Source organism: Staphylococcus sp. 11262D007BW (genome assembly GCF_053547815.1).
The window spans coordinates 497,432-519,605 of record NZ_JBPWPJ010000001.1 but is presented as its reverse complement, the minus strand read 5'-3'; the positions used below and the strand labels follow the sequence as shown (position 1 = coordinate 519,605).

Annotated in this window: 13 protein-coding genes; 6 read left to right on the top strand and 7 right to left on the bottom strand. The window is 34.6% G+C overall.

The window, feature by feature from the left end; translation table 11 throughout:
• Nucleotide 1 precedes the first annotated feature (1 nt).
• The 6 genes from ACEE93_RS02565 to ACEE93_RS02540 all read right to left on the bottom strand — a co-directional run bounded on the left by ACEE93_RS02565 (nucleotide 2) and on the right by ACEE93_RS02540 (nucleotide 8,476).
• A complete protein-coding gene (locus ACEE93_RS02565) occupies nucleotides 2–2,554 on the bottom strand; it encodes a glycosyltransferase (RefSeq protein ID WP_449154784.1) in 2,553 nt (850 codons plus the stop codon).
• Nucleotides 2,554–3,117: a hypothetical protein gene (locus ACEE93_RS02560; RefSeq protein WP_449154783.1), complete on the bottom strand. Its 564-nt coding sequence runs from the start codon at nucleotides 3,115–3,117 to the stop codon at nucleotides 2,554–2,556. Before ACEE93_RS02560 ends, ACEE93_RS02565 begins: the two co-directional genes overlap by 1 nt.
• A gap of 1 nt (nucleotide 3,118) precedes the next feature.
• Nucleotides 3,119–4,315, bottom strand: a complete 1,197-nt coding sequence (locus tag ACEE93_RS02555; RefSeq protein WP_449154782.1) for a glycosyltransferase family 4 protein — start codon at nucleotides 4,313–4,315, stop codon at nucleotides 3,119–3,121.
• Nucleotides 4,316–4,328: 13 nt separating this feature from the next.
• The gene (locus ACEE93_RS02550) at nucleotides 4,329–5,141 is read right to left on the bottom strand and encodes an ABC transporter permease (protein ID WP_449154781.1); all 813 of its coding nucleotides are present in this window, start codon (nucleotides 5,139–5,141) and stop codon (nucleotides 4,329–4,331) included.
• 28 nt (nucleotides 5,142–5,169) lie between these two features.
• A complete protein-coding gene (locus ACEE93_RS02545) occupies nucleotides 5,170–6,432 on the bottom strand; it encodes a nucleotide sugar dehydrogenase (RefSeq protein ID WP_449154780.1) in 1,263 nt (420 codons plus the stop codon).
• 394 nt (nucleotides 6,433–6,826) lie between these two features.
• Nucleotides 6,827–8,476 carry a phospho-sugar mutase gene (locus ACEE93_RS02540; RefSeq protein WP_449154779.1) on the bottom strand — a complete coding sequence of 550 codons (1,650 nt, stop codon included), beginning with the start codon at nucleotides 8,474–8,476 and terminating at the stop codon, nucleotides 6,827–6,829.
• Nucleotides 8,477–8,678: 202 nt separating this feature from the next.
• Here ACEE93_RS02540 and ACEE93_RS02535 point away from each other — a divergent pair, with 202 nt between their 5' ends.
• The 6 genes from ACEE93_RS02535 to ACEE93_RS02510 all read left to right on the top strand — a co-directional run bounded on the left by ACEE93_RS02535 (nucleotide 8,679) and on the right by ACEE93_RS02510 (nucleotide 17,941).
• A complete protein-coding gene (locus tag ACEE93_RS02535) occupies nucleotides 8,679–9,920 on the top strand; it encodes an LCP family protein (RefSeq protein ID WP_449154778.1) in 1,242 nt (413 codons plus the stop codon).
• Between the two features lie 21 nt (nucleotides 9,921–9,941).
• The gene (locus tag ACEE93_RS02530) at nucleotides 9,942–10,409 is read left to right on the top strand and encodes a DUF2538 family protein (RefSeq protein ID WP_449154777.1); all 468 of its coding nucleotides are present in this window, start codon (nucleotides 9,942–9,944) and stop codon (nucleotides 10,407–10,409) included.
• A 520-nt stretch (nucleotides 10,410–10,929) separates the two neighbouring features.
• Nucleotides 10,930–11,355 carry a GNAT family N-acetyltransferase gene (locus ACEE93_RS02525; RefSeq protein ID WP_449154776.1) on the top strand — a complete coding sequence of 142 codons (426 nt, stop codon included), beginning with the start codon at nucleotides 10,930–10,932 and terminating at the stop codon, nucleotides 11,353–11,355.
• A gap of 321 nt (nucleotides 11,356–11,676) precedes the next feature.
• Nucleotides 11,677–15,465, top strand: coding sequence for a glucosaminidase domain-containing protein (locus ACEE93_RS02520; RefSeq protein WP_449156371.1), 3,789 nt, complete (start codon nucleotides 11,677–11,679; stop codon nucleotides 15,463–15,465).
• A gap of 189 nt (nucleotides 15,466–15,654) precedes the next feature.
• Complete coding sequence (locus ACEE93_RS02515) at nucleotides 15,655–16,662, top strand: acyltransferase family protein (protein WP_449154774.1); 1,008 nt, start codon at nucleotides 15,655–15,657, stop codon at nucleotides 16,660–16,662.
• A gap of 121 nt (nucleotides 16,663–16,783) precedes the next feature.
• Nucleotides 16,784–17,941, top strand: a complete 1,158-nt coding sequence (locus ACEE93_RS02510) for an aminotransferase class I/II-fold pyridoxal phosphate-dependent enzyme (protein ID WP_449154773.1) — start codon at nucleotides 16,784–16,786, stop codon at nucleotides 17,939–17,941.
• 99 nt (nucleotides 17,942–18,040) lie between these two features.
• On the opposite strand, the gene ACEE93_RS02505 is transcribed toward ACEE93_RS02510, so the two are convergent.
• The gene (locus tag ACEE93_RS02505) at nucleotides 18,041–22,117 is read right to left on the bottom strand and encodes a Rib/alpha-like domain-containing protein (RefSeq protein ID WP_449156572.1); all 4,077 of its coding nucleotides are present in this window, start codon (nucleotides 22,115–22,117) and stop codon (nucleotides 18,041–18,043) included.
• Nucleotides 22,118–22,174: the final 57 nt, after the last annotated feature.

Below are 22,174 nucleotides of genomic sequence, written 5' to 3'. Positions count from 1 at the left end.
ATTACACCTCACTTTTTAATTTTTGAATTTCTTTTTTCAAACTTTCATCTTTAGGTCTATCAATATTTTTATATAATTGATAGATTTCTAAAAACCTTTTTATTGCAGCTTTATTTCTATAGTTATCTCTCTTTAATCGAGAAATATACCAATTTTTCATATAGTAGTTAAAACGATGTTGCATGTAGACTGATAACAAATGATGTTGTTTAAGAAATTGAAGACGTGCTTTTTCAATTAATAAATATTTTTCAAAGAAACTTTCCGAAATCGTATTAGTCATTGAATTTGTTACAGCTGCGTAATAAACATGAACAGTAGTATCAACCACTTTTACACATGTTGCATGATTCATGAGTTGTAAAAAATAGAGAGAATCTTGTCCCAAAGCACCGGGTACCATCTCAATATGATGTTGTGTGATTAACGATTTTTTTACGATTAAAGCTTGAATGCTGGCGGTTTTTAATTTCGTATCAATCAGCAATTGCTTAGTATGTTGTGTCGTGTTAGCTTGAGCTATCGTTGTAAAATAATGATAATAATTATGAATTTGTGTTTTCTCATTATCAACTTTCAACATATTGCCTACTACCATATCAATCGAGTTATCCGCTTTTATGGTTTCCAATAATTCGTTGATGCCATGGCCAATCCATTCATTATCTGGATCAAGGAATGTAATATATTCACACTTAGCATGTTTTACACCAACATTTCTTGGTACTGATGCACTGCCTGATGGTTGTTCGAGATGAATCAATCGAATATTTTCATACCTATCACTAAAAAACTCTAAAATATTCAATGTCTCTTGGTCAGTTGAACCATCATTAACTAAAATGATCTCAAAAGACTCAAAATCTTTATTTCGAATAATAGATCTTAAACATTTATGTTCTAAATGTTTGCCGTTATTATAAACTGGAATGATAACACTCAATTTTTTCTTGTCATGCTCACTTTTATTTATTGGATTAATAATATACGTCTTATCAAGGGAATAACCTTCCTGATACGCTTTTATACCTCTTTTGAATAGCGTCGTGTATTTAGAGTTATAATCTGTGACAAATTGATGTGTTTCATGGTTAATAGTGATAAAATCAACATCTGCATAAACAGTTGCTGAAATTAAATTTTCCAAATAATATCCATCATAATGATAATCATTAGACATATAGGTAAAGTACGGTGTGCTAACATGCTCTTGATTATGAACTATTTTAACCCTTTGATATGTTTGCTTTTTGATTTGTTTTAATACTTTTAAATCATTCTCCTCAACAATGATCGTAACATCAGGGTGATAAGACGCTGGCGTTTTAATATTTAAAAATTCAGCCACCGCTTGTAGCCACTTAAAATGATTGTGATCTAACATCATTTCTTGAATACCTAATGCACGCGCTCTTTGAAGTAGAAGATCGTCCAATTGAACTGTTTGCGCTACGTCATTTGAATCAAAAATAATTTGTATTTGGGGAAAATACATATTTATAAATGTATTGTAATTCGACAATAACAAGTTACCCATTGCTTGTAACTCAAATGCTCGATTTGCACACATACTATTTGAGTATTTAATTGTATTCAGATTGATAGCAAATGGATGCGTTTTATGCATCATCATCGTATCTTTATGTTCTAATGGCGCTGCGATATATTCTAAATATTTTGCAGGAAATTGGTATTTTGATTGATTTAACCACAAATTCCTATCAAATATAGTGAGGTCATTTGAACTTTCAATCACGCCATCAAATATTTGTTCAGCATCTTTATTACGTTCATCGTATTTCTCAATCCATGAGCCTGCAAATGCTATAGGTAGATGATGCAAGTTTTCCTTAATACCTATAGGATTATGTATCCTTGGATTAATAGGAAATTGTAAACAACTTACATTGGATAGTTTTAATTCATTTTTATATTTTTCTACATAACTAACTTCAGTTGTAATAACATTTCTAATTAATTTTGCATGTTCTTTAAATATTTCAAAGTTAACCGGATCTTCTTTGTTAAAAAATACAATGGGGATGTTTTTCTTTTGCAAAGTGTGCACAAATTGTTTTAATTCTTCAAACTTCTGACCATTCGTATTTGTGATACCTTGCCAATAACCATCAATTCCTCGCCATGTTGAAGCAATGATGACAAAGTCATATAACCCATCTTGACCATTTTCATTGATATACTGAAGATTACAAGCTCCTTCTAACGCATCATATAAAAAAGTATCAGCAATAATACCCACATGATAATCTAATAATAAATCTTTATTGATTTTAGCTGTTGGAATATTTTGCTGATACTTGTTAGATAAATCACCCTTCCCTACCTTATGAAATGTTTTAATATAATCTACATATTCTGATAAAAAGGATAGTTGATTAATTTGAAAACTTGCTTCTCCAGGATTGTTATCAATATTTTCTGCAATACTTTGTAAACTTTCTACTTCATCCTTATTTACTTTGATATTCGCAGTTGTCATCTGAAAAGGTTTAATATTTTTAGATAAAATATATTTTAAACGTTTTAAATTCATTAGCGTGACTCCCATACCTTCACTTGAATTTTGCCTAGTTTTGACTGTCTTAATTTAAGATAGCGTGTTAATATTGTTTCTTTTTCTTGAATTACCTGTTCTAATTTTTTTCGCTGATTAATGTTATCTCCTATCAACTTCTTCATCGACAGAAAATGTTTATCACGTTGCAATTCGTTTAATATTTTCAAATGATTTGCCAGTAATTCAAATGGATTACTAACGTGTGTCTCAGTAGAAACGTTTAACCTACCATCAAACTTAAACCATTGCCCATCTATGCAATAGTATAATGAATTGACTTGTTTCTTTAAATCGTACTCAGAAAATAACATTGGAATAACGCTTTGCTTATCAGTATAGACTATTTGATCAGCATAGCTTAAAGCTAATTTTTCACCTTCATCATATTCAAATTGTACTTCAAAGATTAAATGTTCATTTTTTCGTAAGATATGTGCGACTGTTAATTCTTTATCTTCATATAGTGCCAACTTATCTCGTTCGAAAGTTACAAACATACATTCGAAATTAGTCGTATTTAAAAATAATTGATAGTCCATATCATGAATTACCTCTTAATACTTTAGTTAATTTTTTAATATTTTCTTCCCAAATAAAGTTTTTGTCTCTCATTACTTGAGCGTTATCAATTAACTCTTGAAGGTCATTAGGATTGTTTTTCAACTTCAAAATAAACTGAACAATCTCTTCTGTAGTGGCATTTTCTTTTGAGTATCCAACCTTATTGTCATTAATCAGATCTCCTGTAATACCACCTAAATTAGAAACTATAGGGGTATTACAACATATACTATCTACTACCTTACCTGGCATTACATTCATAAATGTATGCGTTGTTTTTAAAATAGATAAAGATACATGATGTTTAGCAATGTAAGATAGACAATGATGCCTATCCATTGGTGGAATAAGATGTACATATTTTAATTGTTCATTTCTAACAACTTGTCGAAATAAATCAGCATGGACACCATAAACAATAGCAGTAAAGTGCACTTCTTTTTCATTTAGCATTCGTGCAATCTCTATTAATTGCTCAACATTTTGGGCATAACCTATATTCCCAGTATATATTACTGAAAATTCATCTAATTTTTCAGCAGAGATACTTTCTTCTTTTGAAAATGCGTTTGGCAAATAAATAAAGTTTTTGTCTTCTTTTAACAATTTATTAATATGTAAACCAAAGAATGGATTGTTAATGATAATTTCATCTGCTTGTTTATACATATGCTTTTCAAGCCATTTTAGCCAAGGAGATAAAAGTTTAAATTTATTTTTAGTTAGTTCTAAAAAACTATCTGGCCATAAATCTCTTATCTCTAAAAAGTACTTAGCTTTCTTATTATTTTTAAAAAATAGCGTTGCCCATGCTAAGAATATATTCGGACTGGTTACTATAATATTTTTAAAGTGATTTGTTTGCTTTAGATAAAACCTTAGTTTAATCATTAGTTCAATATAATATAATAAGCGATATACTAAGTTCGGGTGTTGCTTATTAAATCTCATTTTAATACGATGGATTCTATGATTTTCTAGTTTATTTAGATAAGGATCGTTATAATATTGTTTTGACTTAAATAGTTCTTTATTCGGATAGGAGGGCTCAGTTGTAACTATAAAAGGATGAAGTCCAACTTTATCTAATTGCTCAAACATTTTTTTCATACGGTTAGCAGCTGAACCTAATTCAGGATAAAAATTTTGACTGATTAATAAAATGCTTCCTTTCATAAAATCCTCTTTTCTATAAGAAATCTAATAATCGATTTTTAAATCTTTGATGAACCAAGGCACCTAACACTAAAACGAATAAAGTAAATGCCCAATAATAAATGTGATCTGATACAGTACCATATAACACAGGCGAATGGTGTACAAATACACTTCGATATATTTCTACTAAATAAGTGAATGGGTTTAAGCTCGCAATTTTTAGTAATACCGGTTGCACTGATTGAAGATCCCAAAAAATAGGTGTCATAAAGAAACCTAAACGTAATATATTTTGTAGTAAATTTTTGGTATCTCTAATTACAATCACTAAGGAACTCATTAATAGTGAAATGCCAAATATAGCTGGAAATGCTGCAATAACAAAATAAATAAATAAAAAGTATTTCCATATAGGTACGTATCCATTCACTAATGAAACAATGAACAATATGCTCGTCATAAAAAGTAAATTAAATAATGTATTCGTAAACGAAATCGACAACAGGACAGAAGACGGGAATTTCATTTTAGTTACGAGACCTAAATTAGACTGGATAGCATTAGCGCCTTGGTTAATACTTTGTGAAATAAACAACCAAGGAAATAAACCAGATATTAAATGAACAATAAATGGGACGCCTTCAACAAGTCGATCTCCGCCTCCTCTTAGACCTAAACCAAAGATCAGGTAGTATACACCTACCTGCATCATTGGTTGAAGTATATTCCAGAAAACACCTAAATAATGATTGGAATACTGACTTTTCATGTTATATACAGCAAGTTGTAAAATTGTTTGCCAATTAGTCGCTTGTTCTTTAAAAACAGTAATTAAAGCTCTCACATTATAACCTACTATCTAAATAAATTTCTTACTCATTATCAAATTCATAAAGGTTACCATAATTATAATATTTTACATTTTCGAAGTGGTTAGGAACGACATTTTTAGTATCAAAAATGATTGGATTTTGCATTGTTTTGAAATCATCATCTGTTAATGTTTTAAATTCTGAATGATCACTTAATACTAACACAAGAGATGATCCATCGACTGCTTTATTGATATCTTTCTCCACAAAGTCAAGTTCCACATGAGGATCGTAAGCTACCACTTCTAATTGGTTTTCTTGACGTAATAATTCATAAATATCAAATGCAGGCGATTCACGAATGTCATCTACGTCCCCTTTATATGTTAACCCAAATACGGTTACTTTATGTGCATTTAAATCTTTAAGGATGTTTTTAGTTTTCTCTACAACATATTCAGGCATTGAACGGTTAACGCGACGACCTATTTGAATCAATGGAGAATGCTCTGGATCTTTTGCAATGATAAAGTAAGGGTCTACTGCTAAACAGTGTCCACCTACACCTGGTCCAGGTAAATGAATATTTACACGTGGATGTTTATTCGCCATATCAATAACATCCAATACATTAATGTTAAGATTATTGCTAATTTTAGCAATTTCATTAGCAAGCGCAATATTAAGATCACGATATGTGTTCTCCATTAACTTACTCATTTCAGCTGTACGTGCATTAGTTTCAATCATTTCACCTTTCACAAAAGTGCTATATACACGTTTACCCGCTTCGATACAAGCTGGTGTCACACCACCGATGATTCGATTATTATAAATTAATTCTTCTAAAATTTTACCTGGTAATACACGCTCAGGGCAATGCACTAAATAGATGTCTTCACCTACTGTAAACCCTTGAGATTCAATATATGGTTTAACATGATCATCCATAGTGCGAGGTGCGATTGTTGACTCTACAATCACTGTATTACCTTTCTTTAAATAAGGGATAATGTTTTTAACAGCTGACATGACGATTGAAATATCGCATGACTCATATTCATCGTCATTGTTTGGAGTTGGTACTGAAATAATAAAAGCGTCTGCTTCTGCAGGTTCCAACGCTGCTGTGAAGTTACCTGTTTTTAACACTTCTTCGTACATTTCTTGAAGGCCTGGTTCTTCGATATGTATTTGGCCGTTATTTAAACGTTCTACCGCTTTTTCGTTAACATCTACACCACGTACTTCAACGCCGTGCTTTGCAAACATAATTGATGTTGGTAACCCAATATAACCTAAACCTACCGTTGTTAATTTCACTTTAATTACACCCTTTACTTAATTATAGTATCTTTCTTAATTAAAATTCTAAATATTAGAAGACCTTTGTAATTTAATTGTTAAGCCTACATTAAGTTTTAAGTAAATCTATATAAATTTCAATCAAAAATCGCCTTTTAAGCCCATATTTACGCTATTTTTAACTCAAAATGACATTGACTTAACACTCTTTACAAAACATTAATATTTGCGATGTGCCTTCCAAATATCATTTCATAAAAAAAGAGGTTGAGTCATTCTAAATTTTGCTTAGTAAACAAGTGTAAGAATCCATCTCAACCTCTTATATAATTGAAGCGATAAAACGATGTATTCATATAGGCAAAGTCTTCCTAAATTTATAATAGACCAAAATCATCTAGTTCGCAACAATCTATATATTTAAATACTGTTTATCAAAAGATGTGATAAGTGCATCAAAGTCGTCTACATTTAACGAAAAGTAAACTTTTATTTTAGGTTCGGTACCAGAAGGTCGTAATGCGATAAATCCTTCATCAAAGGTAAATCTCAATACATCCGCTTTAGGTAAATCTAACGGACGAGAAGCACCTTCACTTATATCCACTACTTTTTGATTTAAATAATCTTCTTTCGTCTTAATCTCAAGCCCTAATAGCGTGTCATTTACTTCATTTCTGAAATAGCTCATAATGTGATTAATATGATCGCGGCCTGCTTTTCCTTCAAATGTCGGTGATAACGTTTTATCTTGATAATGACCCACTTGTTGATAAATATCATCCAACACATCTTTAAATGTCAGTCCGTTTTGACTTAAACGTTGCTTATACTGCACAAGTAATGGGATAAATTGAATAGCATCCTTATCTCGAGATAAATCTTTAACTAAATAGCCATGACTCTCTTCATATGCTAAAACAAGCTGTGCATTACTTGATTCACGTTCTTTAAGTTGTTCTGAAATATATTTAAATCCAGTTAAAACGTTTACTACTTCGATATCTAAGTTTTGTGCTAATGCTTCACCTAGGGCACCGGTAACGATAGATTTCACCATGTAACTTTGATCTGCTACTTCTAAAAGCTCTTGATATCTTAACTTCATTAAAATTAAACCTATTTCATTACCAGTGAAATAACGTGTTGTATTGTCCTCATAACGTTCAACAAAGCCAAACCGATCGGCATCAGGATCTGTGGCAATCATTAATGATGCATTTTCTTGTTCAGCTAAGCGTTTACTGTAATCAAAAGCCGCTTCTTCTTCTGGATTTGCACTTTTTACAGTAGGAAAACGACCATCTGGGGTAGATTGTTCTATTTCGATAACATAATTTGTAAATCCTAAATCTTCTAAGAGCGTAGCACCTAAAGGTAAGCTTGTACCATGCAAACTTGTTAAGACAACCTTTTCACCTGTATCCTCTATAGGACCTACTAATGCATAAATGCCCTCTTTATACGCTTTTGTCACCGATTCATCTAACACTTCAATCAAATGATGCGATGTCAAATCATGTATGTCATCTACTTGAATCGTTAATGGATTGTCAATTTGATTAATATAGCTACTTAATACTTCTGACGGCTCTGGTAGTAACTGCCCACCATCCGAACCATAGACTTTAATACCATTGTAATGACTTGGGTTGTGACTTGCTGTAATCATCACACCAGCGTCTGCCTTTAAATAGCGCACTGCAAATGATAATTCAGGTGTGGATTTGTAACCATCTGATAAAATCGCATGTACACCATTAGTGGCTAAGACTAAAGCAATCTCATTTGCAAACGCTTCTGATAAAAATCGTGTGTCATAGTGAATGACAACAGTAGGCTCATTGATTTCTGATTTTAAATAACGTGCTAAACCTAACGCCACTTTTCGTACCGTAAATTTATTCAGACGCCCCGGCCCTAACCCAAACGTACTACGAATACCTGCTGTGCCAAACTCCAATACTTCTTCAAATGCTGCTTTACGTTCAGCTTCTGTTTGTTCTTCATAAAATGGCTTCACTAAACTCTCTTCTAAATAGGCTTGCCATTCCTTTTCCATTTTTACACCTTCTTTTTTGATAAGTTCAATCATACCTTTATGTTGATCAATATATCGTTTGTCATACTTTATTATACACTAAACTTTTCGCACAAACACATTTGCGTATCCATACTTATTTAGTCAATTGATTGAAATCATGCTTTTATTTGCTTACAATAGATAATCATATGTAAAAAAATACATTTAGGAGCAAATGATAATGAATAAGGCATTTAAATTTTTACTCTATTTACTTTCACTAACGCTCATCATTGTTCCTGCAATTTATGTATATATTTTATTTAATTCGTCAAAATCTGCCTTTAATCAATCGTTTTCAAATTCTGAGCAACGTAATTCGTCCTTAAGAGAAGCAAAAGTTAATGCTTCCAAAGATCCAGTATCTATTTTATTTTTAGGAATTGATGATAGTGAATCACGACGAGAAAATGGACAAAGTATTGAAAACTCTCGTACCGACGCAATGATATTATCAACTTTAAATCCTGATAAGAAAAAGATTCGTTTACTTAGTATTCCTAGGGACACATTAAGCTTTATTCCAGAAGTGGGCTATTATGATAAAATCACACACGCTCACGTTCATGGCGGCCCAAATGCCTCTATGGAAAGTGTTGAAGCAACACTTAATGTCCCTGTTGACTACTATGTGCGTATTAATATGGAAGCATTTGCTGATGCCGTTAATGAATTAGGTGGCATCGAATACAATGTACCTTATGATTTAAACGAACCGAATACAATGGATAAAGGAAGAATCATTCTTAAAAAAGGGAAACAACAACTGAATGGAGACGAAGTTTTAGCGCTTGCTAGAACACGAAAACAAGATTCAGATTTAGCACGTGGCCAACGACAAATGGATATTCTTAAAGCATTATTCCAAAAAGCTCAAAAGACAGATTCCCTAAATAAAATTGATGATATTATTGAAATTGTAGGAGATAATGCTAAGCACAATTTATCTTTTAAAGAAATTCAAGGTTTGGCATTGACATATTTAGCTAATGATGTGGAAATCGAGTCACAACAATTAGCTGGAGATAATGAGCTATTAGATGGAATTTATTATATTAACCCTGATATAGAAGATATTTTAAAAACATCTAATGTATTACGTCGAGATTTAGATTTACCAGAAATTGACAATTCTGATGAATTATTAGACCAACGTGTTGTTAACATGTTCGGTGAAATCCCACCACTCTATGAAATACCTGAAACGTTACTAGATAACAACATACAATCTAATAATGATGAAGAAAATAATGAAGACACAGGTTATAATGAAACAACTCAGGACAATCAACAAGATAACTTTAATGACGGACAAGACCCAGCATCTCAAGGTGATCAAGTACCACAAGATAATCAACAACCTGGCGTTAACAATCAGCCGAATGCGAATCAACCTGCTAATAACGATGCTGCCTTTTATTAAACTATAAAGGAGATGAAAACCATGGCACCTCTTCAAGATAAGCTTAAACGTATCAATGGGATGTTTACGATGCTTGAACAACAAATCATTCATAGTAAAGATTTTGCACATTTTCGTAGCGAATTATTTTATGTAAATCATCAACATCGTGAAAATTATGAAGCATTACTCCTTTATTACAACGATAGCATGTCAAATCCAGTATTAAATGGAGCATGTTACATTGTAGCCTTACCTGAAATATTTGACGCAATAGACGTCTTCAAATCACCACTTCCCTTCTCATGGGTTTATGATAAAAATGGACTAACACCAGAAATGCAAAAGCTTAGCGTACCTATTCAATATCTCGTCGCAGCCGCCCTTGAAGTCACAAACGTAAACATCTTCACACCATCAGGCTACGCAATGGGTATGAACAACTGGAACCTCGTCCAAATGAAAATATTCTGGCAATACACCGCCATCATCAGACAAAACGCTAATTAAAACAAAGTGCGGAGTGCTGCGGTCAAAACTCGAGCAAAATCGAGCGTCGAACTCAAACCGGTTTTTGGTTTTAGTGAGGCGTCTCATTTTGTTGAGAGTTTTGCAGCACGGAGCCGGATTAAAACAAAGTGCGGAAGAAAGCGTTTAGAAATTGAGCAGAATCAAGCAAGAAGCGAAGATTGTTCTTTAATCTTTGCGCCTTGCGTAGTTCTGTTGAAATTTCTGCTTTCTGGAGCCGGATTAAAACAAAGTGCGGGTGCTTACGAACACTTCGAACATAAGTGAGAGAGTGTCCGTTATGCATGTGAACGAAAGTGAGCAAGTGAGATAGTGTCCGTTATGCATGCGAACGAAAGTGAGCAGGCGAACATTTCTTTAAGAGCAAAATCGCCCAGGAAGCATCAACTGGTTTTAAAATGATGCGCAATACTATAATCATTTTTTAGAGTGAGTGAATGTGTTGAATCACTAACATATTCATTCACTCTTTTTAATCATATCAATTTGGGGAGTGAATATAATGTTTAAAGCTGGAAACGATACAAAGTTATATCATGATGCACTAACAATTCGAAAAGAGGTTTTTATCGAAGAACAAGGGGTACCAAAAGACTTAGAAATAGATCAATATGAGCAAACGTGTCAATATATCGTAGCCTATAACAACCATACCCCTATTGCGACAGCTCGTTATCGCGAAGTAGATGGTTGTGTTAAAGTAGAACGGGTCGCTGTGGTTCGGTCAGTACGTGGCCAGCACGTAGGTCATCATTTAATGGAAGCTTTAGAAAAAGATGCACTTTCAAAAGGGTATCGTTGCTTCAAACTAGGTGCTCAAGTTCAGGCAATTCCGTTTTACGAAAAATTAGGTTATCAAACTTATGGTGATCGCTTCATGGATGCCGGTATCCCTCATTATCATATGTATAAATCTATCTTAGAATAGAATGAAAACATTTCAATCATTAATATAATCCGGTTTCAAGTAATTTACTTACATGTTAATTGCTTAAATTTGAACTTTTACTTTAAGAATGTATTCAAAAATACTTTTCAAAGATGTTACAACTTTGAAAAATATTATTTTAACATCGTTTCACAAGTGCAATGACAACCTTTAAAGTGTATATTGATACTATCTTTTGGGATTAAACGGCGAACGATTATTAAAGTTAAATTACAATCTAATTAAAAAACACAAATTTGATTCCACAACGATTATAATATTATTAATCAACTTTATAACTTGAATTAAAGGAGTAATGAAATGGTGAAAAAAATTGGTTATAAAACGTCTTCTATTATCGCTTTAACAATTGCTGGAGCTGGTATTTCAGCACACCACGCAGATGCTGCGGAAACACAAAATACGAGCGAAGAAACACCACAAAATGTTTTAAATGACGAAGTATCTTTACAACAAGCTGAATCAGCTAAAGATGAAATGTCTTCTTCTCAACAAGGTATTGTATATACACAACGCTACACTGATCCTTCATCAGTCAATGTTGAAGAAACACAAATGCCTACAAATACTGATGAGACACAAGCACAAGATTCTGAAACTAACTTCGACGAAACAAACACTCAAGAGAATACACAAGACTTTAATGTCAATGAAACTGAAGCTACATATTCAAACAATGAAAGTGAAACGGATAACTCAGCAATTCCATCAAATGAAATTGATTCACATAACGATGCTCAAGTCTCAGAAGAAGAATATAATACTCCTGAAACGCCATTAGCAGAAAATAACGATACAACGTCTAATACAACAAATGAAGATGAGACTCAAACTACAACTGAAACTGAAAGTACTCATTCGAATGAAGCTCAAGATACAACAATTTCTGATGCTTTCTATAGTGCAAATGAGACAACTGAAACTCAAAATAATGAGACAAACTCAACTGTAGAGGAAGCTAACAACAGCACTCAATCATTCGATGCTACTTATTCAGCTGAAAATGTAGAAGAAACTGACTCACAAAATACAAATGCTGGGGATTCAGTTAATAATGACTATGTGAACACAACTCACGATAGTGAAACAACAAATCAAGAGTCTTCTCTTACAACAAATGATGTTAACGAAAATACTACAAATTCAAATGAAACTGTAGATGCACCATCAGTACAACAAACAACTGAGCAAAATAGTACAGAACAAATGCAACCAGCTAACATGACCTTACCAAAAACTGATGAAGAGAATGCACGTACGACAGGCTCAGTAAATACAGAAGAGGCTCAAGCTACAACTCGAGAAGAGGAGACAGAAACTGCAGATTCAATAGATATGTCTGCTAATACGTCTACATTCCGTTCAGCTGTAGCACCAACGCCTTATTCAATGACTGCTGATGAAGAATTACCAGCATATCAACCACAAGTTAATTCATCTATTAACGATTATATTCGTAATCAAGACTATTCAGTCCCAACTTACGAAGAAGATTTTACAAGCTATTTCCCTAAATATGGTTATCGTAATGGCGTAGGTAATCCAGAAGGTATCATTGTACATGATACTGCTAATGATAGTTCTAATATCGATGGCGAAATCAATTTCATGAAAAACAACTACCAAAGTGCTTTTGTTCATGGATTTATTGATGGCAACCGTATTATTGAAACTCAACCTACTGACTACCTTGCTTGGGGTGCAGGTCCAATAGCAAATGATCGTTTTATTCATATTGAATTAGTACATGAGCATGACTATGACTCATTTGCACGTCAAATGAATAACATGGCTGACTATGCTGCGACAAATTTACAGTATTACGGTTTAGAGCCTGATAGTGCTGAAAACGATGGCCGTGGTACAGTTTGGACACACAATGCTGTATCTCAATGGTTAGGTGGTACAGACCATGCTGACCCTCATGGTTATTTAAACCAACATGGTTATTCTTATAATGAACTTTATGACTTAATTAATGAAAAATATCAAGTTAAAATGGGCTATGCTTCCCCTGCTAATGGTACAAGCAGCACTTCAAATACTGCTGGTAGTACATCAAACACTGCTGGAGGCGGCGGTGGCGGTGGTAGTACGACTACTTCCCCATCAACTTCAACAAGTACTACAACAAGCCCTACAACAAGTCAACTTAAAGTGACAAACGATACAGGTGTAGGACGTATTAATTCTACAAATGATGGTCTGTACGCATCTGTTTATGACAAAACAAGTAAGACAACAAATTTAACTGATCAAACATTAAGTACATCTAAAAAAGCTAAATTAGGTGACCAAGAATTTTACCTTGTATCTGATTATTTAACTGGTAAAAACATTGGTTGGGTTAAAAATTCAGATGTTGATTATCGTACAAGCACACCTGCAACACAAATTGATAAAACATACACGATCCCAGGTGGTACGACACTATACAAAGTACCATGGGGCACATCACAACAAAAAGCAGGCAAAGTATCAGGTAGTGGTGCTCAAATCTTTAAAGCATCTCAACAACGCAAAGTTGGTAACGCAACATACATCTATGGTAAAGCAAATGATTTATCTGGTTGGGTTAACCAAAGTAAATTATCAGAACCATCTGCTTCAACATTAGTAACGCAACCTGTATCTGAAATTGGTCAAGTACTGCCAACTACAACAGGTGCAAGAACAAGCGTTTACGATAAAGAAGGTAAAAATGCAGCTAAATATAGTGATAAAACTTATAAAATTTCAAAAGAAGCTTCTTTAAATAACCAAAACTTTGTCTTATTAAATGATGCGAAGAGCCCTATCGGTTGGTTTAACGCAGATGAAGTAGATATTAATTCTCTTGGTAAAGAAGAAGCTGTCAACCAATCTTATATCGTTAATACTGATAATGGTGGTTTATACGCTATTCCATGGGGTACATCTCAACAACGCATTGATGATTTACAAGACCTTTCAGACCCAACATTTAATGCAACTAAACAAGTTAAAGTTGGCGATATGACTTACTTATTTGGTAATGTAAATCAAAAAACTGGTTGGATTAATAACAAAGATTTATCACCTAATGATACTAAGGCAAATGACGAAACAATTAAACTTGACGATTCAACTACATTAAAAACAGCCACAACATCAGAAGATGCTGACACGTTAAAAGACCAAGATTATTTCGTTACAAATAAAGATGGTTCTTATTATGATAAACCAAACGGTAAGATCTTAGGTTCATTAGCTAATTACTATGAACAACCATTTACAATTGAAAAAACATTAATTACAGATGGTATCACTTGGTATTATGGTCATTTTGATGATGGTTTTTATGCTTGGTTAAAAGCTAGTGATTTACGTCAATCAATTGTCCATTACTACACTTCTCCTTTCACATTAGAGGAGTCATTAGATAAACAATATGATTTAAATCCAAAACCTCAAGTGCAACACACAGCAGGTACTTGGGAAGATGCAACACGTGAAGAAACACGCAATGCTATGGATACAACACAAATTGAAAATGATCCAACACAAAAATATCAATTTTTAAAATTAGACCAATCTCAAGGTTTAAGTGCGGATCAATTAAATAAACTTTTAGATAATCAAGGTATTTTAGCTGGACAAGGCGAAGCATTCCAAACGGCTTCTGCTGAAAATAATATCAACGAAATTTATCTTATTTCACATGCCCTTTTAGAAACAGGTAATGGTACATCTCAGTTATCTAATGGTGGTTATGTAGATGACAATGATAATATCGTTACAGATGATGATTCTAAGAAGTTTTATAATATGTTTGGTATTGGAGCAATTGATCAAGATGCGGTACTTAATGGCTTTAAAACTGCAGAACAATATGGTTGGGATTCAGTAAGTAAAGCCATTATTGGTGGTGCCCAATTCATTAGAGATAGATATATTGATTTAGGTCAAAATACACTCTATCGCATGAGATGGAATCCATCACACCCAGCAACACATCAATATGCGACTGATATCAACTGGGCAAGTCACAATGCAACACGCTTAAAAGGTTTCTACGATGCAATCGGTGAAAGTGGTAAATATTTCGATATTGACCAATATAAAATATAAAAATTGAAGAACAGAGCTTGCTTAATGTAAGCTCTGTTTCTTTATATTACATAAAATTACTAACAGTATACCACCTGTTTTACACACAATGATTCACCCGTTTTTCTCTCTTTTTGAGTATGTTTTTCGTTGCATTTTGCCTGCTTTTTATACTACATTTATTCTAACTACATAAAAGGAGTTATAAGGATGCAGACGACAAAAAGAGATGCATTTTTTGATAATGCAAGAGCTGGATTAATATTTCTCGTTGTTTTTGGTCACCTTATTAGACCATATGTCGAAACTAGTCAATTTATTAATGCGCTATACTTATTAATTTATAGTTTTCATATGCCAGCATTTATACTGATTTCTGGTTATTTTTCACATAATGTAGGCCGTGCAGGTTATATTGAAAAAGTAGGACGAAAGTTATTAGGTCCATATCTTATCTTTTTTGCTTTTTTCTCAATCTATTACTTCATTACTGGTAAAAACAGCTCATTAGACTTAGATCCATTCAATCCTGTCTTTGCATTATGGTTTTTACTATCTTTATTCTTTTTTAACGTATTTATTGTAATGTTACGTCCATTTAAACCGTCCATTGTATTACCAATTATTATTATTGTTGCACTAATGGCTGGCTTTTCTTCAAATGTCGATGGATATTTAAGTTGGTCTAGAACGCTTGTGTTCTTCCCTATCTTTTACATTGGCTATTTATTAAATGGTACATTTAGCAAAACAATACGTATTAAAAAGTTCGTACCATTATCACTGTTAATATTAGCGGTCGCCTTTGTATGTTACTACATACATCCAATCGATTCCTCATGGCTACTTGCTAGTTCGCCATATTCTAATATTGAAGGTATCGATATGGTATTAAGTCCACTCAAACGATTATTTATGTATGTTGTGATACTCGTAACAATGATGGCCTATTTAAACCTTGTACCTGAAAATCATCATTGGTTTACGTATATTGGTACACGTACGATGTATGTCTATCTATTACACGGTATAGTGATTGGTCTCGTACGTGGTAATCAACTTTATGCATTTATGGATTATACTGTACTTAGTCTTGTTTACAATTTCATTTTAGCGGCCATTGTCGTTTTAATATGGTCCAGTGATTTTATCGCAAAATGGACTAACCCATTTGTTAACTTACAGCGACCATCCAAATTCAAACCATACAACTCTTAATGATTTTTAGAGGCATGACTGTCTCACTTGTTGATTCTAAATCACAAGTGAGACTTTTATTTACTTCTTTTTAAAGTATGATAAGCTTATGTTTAACCATGAATGAAGGGGATGTTTATTTATGAAACTTGAGCTCAATCAACAATCACGTCATTTAAAAGCACCTCGCATACGTCAGTTTTCAAATCGAATTGCTCAAATGAATGATGTGATTAATTTAACAATCGGTCAACCTGACTTTCATACACCAACGATGGTTAAGGATGCTTATAAAAATGCGATTGATCAAAATCAAACGACTTACTCTCATAACAAAGGGCTATTAGAAACACGTCAGGCAGTTTCTGATTATTATCAATCTCAATTTGATGTAGACTATACAGCTGAACAAATCATTATCACAAATGGAGCCTCTGAAGCGCTTGACACTGCCCTTCGTTGTATCATTAACCCTGGCGATGAGATATTAGTCCCTGGTCCAGTTTACGCTGGTTATATCCCGCTTATTGAAACGCTAGGCGGTGTCCCAATTTATATGGATACTACGAAAACAGAATTTAAAGTAACACCTCAACTCATCCAGCATCACATTACATCTAAAACACGAGCCATACTACTTAACTATCCGTCTAATCCTACTGGTATGATTCTTAATCAACATGAAGTTGAAGCATTAGTCGATACTTTAAAAACCTTACCGATTTTTATTATTAGTGATGAAATCTATGCAGAAAATACATTTGGACACCCACATATTTCTTTCGGGCGTTATGACGCTATTAAAGATCAATTATTACTAATAAATGGTTTAAGCAAATCCCATTCAGCTACAGGATTAAGAATTGGTTATCTGTCTGGACCTAGTTACTTAATTGAAAAACTCACATTTATGCATGCCTATAATTGTATTTGTGCTAATGTTCCAGCTCAAATCGCTACCATCGCTGCATTAAAAGAAGGTATAAAAGCACCTCAAAAGATGAATGCTGCCTATATTGAACGCCGAGATTATTTAATTCGTGCTTTAACCGAGATGGGTTTTCAACTTAAAGCGATTCCAGAAGGCGCCTTTTATATTTTTCCTAATATTGAAAAGTTTAGTAATGATGATGAAGCATTTTGTATTGATGTGCTTGAAAAAGCACATGTCGCCATGGTCCCTGGCTCATCGTTTACTGACTATGGTAAAAATCATGTTCGTATTTCTTACGCTTACGATATGGAAACATTAAAAGAAGGTATGAGACGTTTAAAAGAATATGTACAAGCTTTGAACTAAAATTTTAAAAGAAAAAGGTCAAACAACAATCGTTATGAAAGTTGTTTGACCTTCTTCATTTTATTACAGGATAAACATTAGATTTTTGAGAACTTATTATTATTTTTCTTCTTTATTTCTTTTACGACGTCCAAATAATAACAGTCCACCCAATGCTGCAAATAATCCACCAAATAATGTACCTTTATTATCTGATTCTTGACCAGTTTCAGGTAATACTTCTTCTTTGTTGTCTTTATCTGATGATTGTGCTGCGTTGTTTTGGTTTACACCATTTGCATTTGTGTCATTAGCAGCATTATTTGTACCATTCACGTTTGGATCGTTTGATACATTATCATCAATTTGTGCATTTGTATTGCCATTTTGATCTGTATTATCTGTTGCATTATTATCGTTATCGTTTGCTAACGTATCATCACCAGTAGTGTCGTCTAACTGATCATTGTTGTTAGCGTTATTTTCAGTAGCATTATTGTTGTCTGATGACATATTCTCATCATTTTCTACATCTGTATTATCATCAGCGTTTGTATTATCACCAGTTGCTACGTCTGAATCGCCATCTGTGTTATCATCTTGACCATTCATACCAGTTGTAGTGTCTTTTCCAACAGTAACTGTAGTCTCATCTGACGTATTACCATCTTCATCTTGTTCTACTACTGTAATGTTGTCGCCTTCATTAAGGTCAACTTGATCAGGTACTTCAACTGACCAATTACCTTCATCATCAACAGTTGTTTCAGTTGTTGATTGATCTGGCCAAGTGACTACAATTGTGTTACCAGGCGTACCGTTAGTACCAGATACAGTTGTATCGTTTTCATCAACAGGATCAACTGTAGGTGTTGGTAATTCTGTTTGTTCTTGACCCCCTGTTGTCACTGGTACTGTAATATGATCTGTTGTGCCATCTGGGTATGTCACCGTTACTGGAACATCTGTTGTTCCTGGTGTTGTACCATCTGGTAATGTTGTTGGATCATCCACTGTGATTGTTGGTGCATCTTCACCTTCTGGGTAACCTGGAATTGTAACTGATCCTGTTACATCTGCTTCTGTTGGTGCTTCTCCATATGGTTTTTCGACACCATTTGTTTCTGGTTCATACGCATCGTTTTGTGGTTGATCACCTGTTGTTACCGGTACTGTAATGTGATCTGTTGTGCCATCTGGATACGTTACTGTTACTGGAACATCTGTTGTTCCTGGTGTTGTACCATCTGGTAATGTTGTTGGATCATCCACTGTGATTGTTGGTGCATCTTCACCTTCTGGGTAACCTGGAATTGTAACTGATCCTGTTACATCTGCTTCTGTTGGTGCTTCTCCATATGGTTTTTCGACACCATTTGTTTCTGGTTCATACGCATCGTTTTGTGGTTGTTCACCTGTTGTCACCGGTACTGTGATTTGATCTGTTGTGCCATCTGGGTATGTCACTGTGACTGGCACGTCTGTTGTTCCTGGTGTTGTACCGTCCGGTAATGTTGTTGGGTCATCCACTGTGATTGTTGGCGCTTCTCCATCCGTTGGATAGTCTGGAATTGTAACTGCGTTTGTCACATCTTCCTCTGTTGTTGGATTTCCATATTGTTTTTCGATGCCATCTGTTGTTGGCTCATATACATCGTTTTGTGGTTGTTCACCTGTTGTTACCGGTACTGTGATGTTGTCTGTTGTACCATCTGGGTATGTCACTGTGACTGGAACATCTGTTGTTCCTGGTGTTGTTCCATCTGGTAACGTTGTTGGGTCATCCACTGTGATTGTTGGTGCGTCTTCACCTTCTGGGTAACCTGGGATTGTAACTGATCCTGTTACATCTGCCTCTGTTGGCGCTTCTCCGTATGGTTTTTCGACACCATCTGTTGTTGGCTCATACACATCAGTTTGTGGTTGTTCACCTGTTGTTACCGGTACTGTGATTTGATCAGTTGTGCCATCTGGGTATGTCACTGTGACTGGAACATCTGTTGTTCCTGGTGTTGTACCGTCCGGTAATGTTGTTGGATCATCTACCGTGATTGTTGGTGCTTCTCCATCCGTTGGATAATCTGGAATTGTAACTGCGTTTGTCACATCTTGCTCTGTTGTTGGATTACCATATTGTTTTTCGATGCCGTCTGTAGATGGTTCATATACATCGTTTTGTGGTTGTTCACCTGTTGTTACCGGTACTGTGATGTTGTCTGTTGTACCATCCGGATACGTTACTGTTACTGGCACGTCTTTTGTTCCTGGTGTTGTTCCATCTGGTAATGTTGTTGGATCATCCACTGTGATTGTTGGTGCATCTTCACCTTCTGGGTAACCTGGAATTGTAACTGATCCTGTTACATCTGCCTCTGTTGGCGCTTCTCCGTATGGTTTTTCGACACCATCTGTTGTTGGCTCATACACATCAGTTTGTGGTTGTTCACCTGTTGTTACCGGTACTGTGATTTGATCAGTTGTGCCATCTGGGTATGTCACTGTTACTGGCACGTCTTTTGTTCCTGGTGTTGTTCCATCTGGTAACGTTGTTGGATCATCCACTGTGATTGTTGGCGCTTCGCCATCCGTTGGATAATCTGGAATTGTAACTGCGTTTGTTACGTCTTCCTCTGTTGTTGGGTTACCATATTGTTTTTCGATGCCATCTGTTGTTGGCTCATACACATCAGTTTGTGGTTGTTCCGCTGTTGTAACTGGCACTGTGACTTTATCTTCAGATCCATCTGGGTACGTCACTGTGACTGGCACGTCTTTTGTTCCTGGTGTTGTTCCATCTGGTAACGTTGTTGGATCATCCACTGTAATTGTTGGCGCTTCTTCATCCACTGGATAGTTTGGAATTGTGACCGCATTTGTTACTTCATCTTCTGTTGTTGGGTTACCATATTGTTTTTCGATACCATCTGTTGTTGGATCATATTCAGAAGCTTGTGTCACTTTATAAATAAATGAATCTGAATCGATAACATTATCGCCTTCATATAAACGCGCTGTAAATATTTCACCATCTTTTGGTGGTGTATCTAATTGATCAAATATAAGTGTTGAAGCTGCTTCTGCATCTTGAATGTTATTAATATCGATAGATTTAAACGCTCCTCCATCTCTTGACCATTCAACTTTCATTGGTAATGGAGATACGCTTGAACCTGTTAAATCTACTTTAACTTGATCAACTTCTGGTGTAGCTGGATTATCGACAGCATCATATTCTAAAACATCTAGTCCAAGTTCTGTTTGTGGCACTACTGCGAAATTCACATTATACCACATTGGATTTGCAACTATGTTTTGAGCAGGTGCTGTTTGCGGTGTCCATGATAAATTAGAATTTGGTTTTCTAAATTCTGCTGATGTAAATGATGAATAACTTTGTACAATATTACCATCTGGATCCGTAACATAACCATATAAGTAATCATCATTTAAAGTGCCTTCTGGAAAACGCACTGTATAACGACCGTCTGCATCTGTTTTACCTGTTACTGTAGCTGAAATAAAGTCAGGGTTAGCTGTTAAAAGCTCTTTCGCTGCTTCATTACGTTCAGATTCAGGTAAAGAATTGACTTGTGCTTCATATGCTGCTGCACCTTCATCTGTAAGTGATGAAAAGACAACATTATAACCTTCAGCTTGAGGATCGTTTCTATTATCACTAGGTCCTGTAGCTGAATTTGCTCGATCACCATCGCCTGTTTCTAACCAAACTTTCCCAGAAACAGAATTTTTAGCCCTTAAAGCTACAGCTGGATCTGATAGTGGCCCTTCTGTATCAGTAATCCATTCTGACTCATCTTTTGTCATATATCCTTCAGTAGGTTGTTCATACATGTAAATACCTGTACGTTGCATGTTCGTACCAATAAGTGGGAACTGACCTAAGTTTGAACCAGTTACTGAGTTAACATATGACCCAGGGAAAAAGCCACCTGATTGACGGAACATTGACATCGTATTGCCTGCTTCGTTTTCGTAGTCTTGAATCCATAATTTATAATATTGACCGTCTGTTGCGTTGTATTTATGTTCATTACCATTGGCATCAACCCAACCCTCTCTTAAATCAAAAGCATAGGCACCTGGTCCTACTTGGCTTCCGCCATCATTTGAAAGTTGGTTTGTTGTATGCGCACGATAAACAGGTGAAACCGCACCGTCTTCATCAATCCATTGCATATATACTGGGGTATTTTCTGGAACGGCTGTTAATCCATTGGACATAGTAGCTGGTGT